4 protein-coding genes and 1 pseudogene are annotated in these 6,052 nt (G+C 40.6%); 4 read left to right on the forward strand and 1 reads right to left on the reverse strand.

Annotated features, from left to right (window positions below; all coding sequences use genetic code 11):
• Nucleotides 1-43: 43 nt before the first annotated feature.
• The 3 genes and pseudogenes from B3H30_RS12570 to B3H30_RS12580 all read left to right on the forward strand — a co-directional run bounded on the left by B3H30_RS12570 (nt 44) and on the right by B3H30_RS12580 (nt 3,537).
• Nucleotides 44-397, forward strand: coding sequence for an ISAon1 family transposase N-terminal region protein (locus B3H30_RS12570; protein WP_070569066.1), 354 nt, complete (start codon nt 44-46; stop codon nt 395-397).
• A 40-nt stretch (nt 398-437) separates the two neighbouring features.
• A pseudogene (locus tag B3H30_RS12575) lies at nt 438-1,373 on the forward strand (ISAon1 family transposase).
• Nucleotides 1,374-2,424: 1,051 nt separating this feature from the next.
• On the forward strand, nt 2,425-3,537 hold the full coding sequence (locus B3H30_RS12580) for an acyltransferase family protein (RefSeq protein WP_070569071.1): 1,113 nt from the start codon (nt 2,425-2,427) through the stop codon (nt 3,535-3,537).
• Nucleotides 3,538-3,546: 9 nt separating this feature from the next.
• Here B3H30_RS12580 and B3H30_RS12585 read toward each other — a convergent pair whose 3' ends face one another.
• Complete coding sequence (locus B3H30_RS12585; RefSeq protein ID WP_070569111.1) at nt 3,547-4,050, reverse strand: SRPBCC family protein; 504 nt, start codon at nt 4,048-4,050, stop codon at nt 3,547-3,549.
• 330 nt (nt 4,051-4,380) lie between these two features.
• Between B3H30_RS12585 and B3H30_RS12590 the strand changes: the two genes are divergently transcribed.
• Nucleotides 4,381-5,940, forward strand: a complete 1,560-nt coding sequence (locus tag B3H30_RS12590; protein ID WP_201639173.1) for a discoidin domain-containing protein — start codon at nt 4,381-4,383, stop codon at nt 5,938-5,940.
• The last annotated feature ends 112 nt before the right edge of the window (nt 5,941-6,052 follow it).

Here is a 6,052-nt window from a genome sequence, read left to right on the forward strand (position 1 = left end):
TATCAAAAATTTCCTAGTTTAGCATTTTTAATACAGATATCCCTTGCAAGACGCCGAACGTAAATTACTATCGCTATTGATGCCCGAAGGGCTTTTAGAATACTTTCAGATTTTAGAAGTCGATCAGGTTGACAATCAACTCCACATTTATTTAGATGAGCTTAATATTTCTCCAACAGGCTATGAGAACAGCAAGCTGGAGTCAAAGGGCTTTATGCCTTCTACAGAGATTTCCGACTTTCCCATTAGAGGTCAGAAAGTCACATTACATATCCGCCGCCGTCGCTGGACAGTCTTAGATACGGGACAGATTATCACAAGAGATTGGAACCTGGTCCGTGAAGGTACCCGAATGACAACTGAATTCGGGCTTTTTTTAAAGAAGATATTTGGATAACTATCCTGTAAGTGCCCAATTGGTAGGATTATTCTTCCAGATGGACGGCAAGCAACTTCAGGATCAATACAAGAACCATCTCAGTGACTTCCATGATTGGGGCCAAAAGCCACATGCAGAGCGATGGACTCTTTTCCCCGGGAATATCTCCGAACGCTTGAGCATCGATGAGACCAGTTTTAGCAACGGTGAATTATATACCATTGTTAGCAGTAAATCGGCAAAAGGGCGTAAAGGGACGATTCTGGCAACTATCAGGGGCACAAAGGCTGAGGATATCATGACTGTTCTTGAGCGAATACCTTTACGTTCAAGGAATAAGGTAAAGGAGGTGACCATGGATATGGCACCGAACATGGCTAAGGCAATCCGTAGATGTTTCAGGAATGCCAGGCGTGTGGTCGATCGGTTCCATGTCCAAAAGTTAGCTTACGATGCAGTGCAGGAACTCCGTATCAGGTATCGTTGGGAAGTATTGGATGCAGAAAGCAAGAAGATGGCCTATTCTAGAAAGCAGGGAACCCCATATGAACCCGAGTTGTTGCCTAATGGAGACACGCTCAAACAGTTACTGGCTAGATCCAGACACCTCTTGTTCAAGCATCCAGGCCGATGGTCCGAAAACCAGAAATAACGAGCTGAACAGTTGTTCATACGGTTTCCCAAACTAAAGCTCGCTTATGACCTTGGAATTGCCCTGGGTGACATATTCAATAAATGCAGGGACAAAAAGATAGCATTTACCAAGCTGGGACTGTGGCATAATCAGGTTGAGAATGCGGGCATCGCCTCTTTTGAGAGCGTAGCAAGATCCATTGCGGCACATCATCAATATATCCTACATTACTTCGACAACAGAAGCACCAATGCTTCAGCAGAATCTTTCAATGCAAAGCTCAAAGCTTTCAGGAGTGTCTTTCGGGGCGTAAGAGACACCACATTCTTCTTATATAGAGTAATGAAACTGTATGCTTAAAAACTTTACCCCCCAAACTTTCGGTATGATCCACATAATTATCAATGTGGAATTTGTTTATCAGGTTATCCTACTTCGATTTAATGATGTCATTTATTTTCACGCAATGACTTTAATTCTTTAATTCCGTTCAAAATACTTCCTATAATGATATTTCCATATCCAACAGCCGATAATTCTAAATGTATATGGATTAGTTTTAAAAATGTAAGTAGTCAACGTTAAAACATTCCAGTTTTAGATGCTTTGAAAGATGTCAAAAGATCATTTCGCTTTATCTCTATACCTAAATAAACTATTACCGCGAAACAGTTTTTTTTGTCACAGAAGCGTAGTTCCTTTTCCTTTTTTTTGTTTGATCTTTAATTGCAGTAAATGAGGATCAAAGAGTGATCAGATTCTAATTTAGTACAGTGCTTGTTCAGTGATTGTTCAGTGCTCGTTCAGTGCTTACTCAGTGGGAACTGAACAAATACTGACTAATCACTGTCTAAAAAATGATTGAAAACTGTTATTACCTCCCAATTGGTATTAGAATGTATCAGTTTTAATGCCTCCTTAGCTATTTATTGTCAGCCAAGTGTGGCAGCCATCAAAAAGGGATCGAGCTAACCATATTAATAACGCTGCTGTCTACCCGGGCGTTTAGCAATTTAGCCCCATATTTACATAAACGAGCAGAATAAGTGCTGGACCTTGATCGATGACATCCTTGACATTGCATGTAGTAATAAACAACGTGGTTTAATTGCGTATAGCGATTAAAGAAAACCTCTGTGAATCGGACAGCAAGATATAAAAATTTGGAGTATTGAATACCGCGATACTTCATCGACAAGAAAATAAGCTGGCTAGCGGTATAGACCAGTAACAAGAATAGTGAATCCGTATAAACGAATCTGCGTCACAGCAAAATGAGACTAACCATCGGGATTTTGATACAATATTATCAAAATCAAATGTGTTATTTCACTATTTTCACCCATTCATTCGATAACATGTATAAACAATTAGCAAGTCCATCGACATCTTCGAAATACAATCAGAAGCCATGAATAATAAAAACCTTTCTACAAAACCACACTATCCCATTTTAGACGGACTACGAGGATTGGCGGCGATTATCGTTGTCACCTTTCATCTCACCGAGCCATTGGCAACAGGTCACCTCGATATCTTGGTAAACCATGGCTATTTGGCAGTTGACTTTTTCTTTCTTTTATCTGGCTTTGTAATCGGTTATGCTTATGATGATCGCTGGCGTACAATGTCGATTGGCACTTTCTTTAAACGCCGTATTGAACGCCTTCAGCCCATGGTTATACTGGGTATGACTCTTGGCGCGATAGGCTTCTACTTTACCGATTCCACCATCTGGCCACTTATTCATACCGTCCCGATTTGGAAAATGCTTCTCGTAATGCTCATCGGTTATACGATTCTCCCCGTCCCCCTCTCTTTGGATATTCGTGGTTGGCAGGAAATGCACCCGCTCAATAGTGTTGGCTGGTCATTGTTTTTTGAATATATTGCCAATATTCTCTATGCTATCGGTATTCGTAAATTATCCAAAACAGCTTTAAGCATTTTGGTCATTATCGCAGCTGTGGCGCTCGCGCATTTGGCGATTACAAGTCCCAATGGTGATGTTAGTGGTGGCTGGACGTTAAATGTTGAGCAAGTGCGGATAGGAATCACCCGCGCCATGTATCCCTTTTTTGCGGGCCTTTTGCTATCCAGAATAACCAATCCCAGCCGTATCCGACATGCATTTTTATACTGCAGTATTTTAATCGCCATTGTGTTGTATATGCCTCGTATAGGCGGAGCAGATCAGCTTTGGTTGAACGGGATATATGAGTCTGTATGCATTATCATTGTATTTCCCTTGATTGTTTACTTGGGAACAAGTAACATATCAAGTAGCAGAATAGAAAATAAGCTCTGCAAGTTTTTGGGTGACATCTCCTACCCGCTATACCTCGTACACTATCCTTTGGTCTATTTTTATGTTGCCTGGATCAGCAATAACAAGGATGTGACGCTAGTGACAGCCTTGCCTTATGCCCTATTGATTTTGCTGACGAGTATTGCACTGGCCTATGTCAGCTTGAAATGGTATGACGAACCTGTCCGTACATGGCTCAGAAAGAAATTGGACTAATCATTGTTTCTATAGCTCTGCTTTGAGCTTTTGCAAGAGATGGGGTAACTTTTTGTGCAACTGCTTTTTCCAGCCCATTTCCATAATAAAACTGATCAAAACCAGCTTAATGCCTTTATAACCGGACTGTTTCACTTTCAAAAAAAGAGTCCCACTACAGGTTGGTTCTAATGAAAAGCTCAACACTGTATCCAATTTTGTGAAGATTCCTTTCGTTAGTTTATCTGCCTTATCCGAATGAATTCCGGCACAGGCCAATGCTTTCTCACCAGTAGCTTCACCCCGGTAGCTATACGCAAGATATTGCTTGGGTATTGCCGAAATAATTTCGCAATTCGTAATACCATCCCAGCCCTTCTGGGCTTTCATCCTAAACGTAAAATAATGTCCTGTCTCGGTTTCGATGTCGTTTGGCATAAACCAAGCCCCAAGCAGGTCTGCTTCCGTCAATGCACGCCACACCAGATCTTGGTCATAGGGCAAAAATACTGTCAATTTAATTGTTCTCTCCATTTTTTGCATAGCTAAAACTGCTGGCCCAACAGTAATATCAGTTTTTTGATTTTTTCCATACGATTTAATTATTCATGCAATCAAATGTAATAAGACCACGATGAAAGCCAAGTACACCATCGGTTAAAGATCGTCCATTTCCTATTAATTCTTAATGATTTCCTACCCAAACGAATTAAAATGTTACAAAACAATTTCCAAAGCTGATTAATCAATCGATTGACTAAACTAATTATGATAAAAGTTTATTTTTTTTACACACCATAAAAGAACCTTATTTATATTTATTGATACACAATATAAACCATTATAAGAAAACTTTTAAATTTAATGCTTGCAACCCTCGCACTAGGGGTTGCATCCTGCAACAAGACCTTGGTTAACACCGAAGAAAGTGTAGGAAATCTAAAGGCAAACGCAGCAACAACTTCGGTAACCAATGAATGGAGCAGTAATCCCTATAAGCTGAATGTCATCTATTTTGTTCCAAATGATGTTGACTCCATTCCCAATTTCAGAAAGCGTCTTAGCAAGATCCTCTTAGATGCTCAAAATATGTTTGCAAATAATATGGATCGCGAAGGCTTCGGAAGAAAATCTTTCGGATTGGATCTACTCAATGACAGTTTGATTAATATCCATTACATCGCCGGAAAATACGGCAAAGCTACTTATCCATATTCAGGGGGTAGCGGAGCAGTGAAGGCAGAAGTGGACAGCTATTTTAACCAAAATCCGTCAGGAAAAAAAAGCGAGCACAATCTAATTATTATTCCAACGTATAATACAGATCCAGCTAATCCTGGAGGCCCGCCGTTCTATGGTACAGGCACCAGCTGCTACGCCTTAGATTATGTAAATCTGGACGCTAAAAACTTAGGAATAGGCGGCGATATTGGATGGAAAGCAACTGTGTGGATCGGTGGAATGATCCACGAACTGGGCCACGGATTAAATGCCAGTCACAATAGGATGAACAAAACATTAGCACCAACTTTAGGTACGGCTTTAATGGGTTCAGGCAATTCAACCTATGGAATCTCCACAACCTCATTGACCAGTACCACAGCAGCAACATTTAACAATAGCCAAGTATTTAGCACTGTGGTAAGAAGTGACTGGTATGCATCCGCTTCTGCAGAAATTACATCCTTGTCATCAAGCTTTGTGAACAACAAGATTATCATTTCCGGGAAATTTACGACAACAAAACCGGTCAATGACATTGTTGTCTGGCATGATAGAGAGCCTTTTGGCGTAAACAACGATTATGATGCCGTACAATGGGCCACAAAAATAATTGGCCAGGATAGCTTTCGATTCGAGTGTCCATTAGCTGATTTTTATGATCTGACAGGGAATTACGAAATGAGAATAGGGTTTCTCCATGCCAATGGAAGCCGTACAACCTTAGGGTACGCTTATAACTTCGTTAACAATGTACCCGATTTATCCAAGGTTGTTACCTATAAACTTTTACCGACAACAGGTTGGTCAATTGTCGCTAGCGATAGTAACGAGCCTGGATCACCGGCGAGCAATGTATTGGATATGAATAGAAGTACAGTGTGGCATACGCCCTGGTCGTCCACTCAAACTCCGCAGCCTCACTTCTTCTCCATCAATATGGGGGCATTACGCACCGTGAAAGGAGTTGCTTTCCGTAACCGCGACAATTTAAATGGAGCGATGAAAGATGTCAATATTTACTCAAGTACAAATAGTGTAAGCTGGACATTAATCAAAACGACGCAGCTGAGCAAAGTTGCTGGTTCCTGGATCAATGTCGATCTGAATGCCTCCGTTAACACCCAATACCTTAAAATAGAATCGACAAGTTCCTGGGGTGATTTCTTCTATTCTCATCTTGCAGATTTTGGTGCATATTAGTTTTTAAACCAATAGAATAGGCGGCCGGTATAACAAAAAATACCGGCCTTCTTAAATTTGGTCATCATCGAATTAATGAGATTCATCAATGCGGTTAGCGAATAATTTCTTA

Source organism: Sphingobacterium sp. UBA7038, from assembly GCF_002494055.1.
Lineage (GTDB): Bacteria > Bacteroidota > Bacteroidia > Sphingobacteriales > Sphingobacteriaceae > Sphingobacterium > Sphingobacterium multivorum.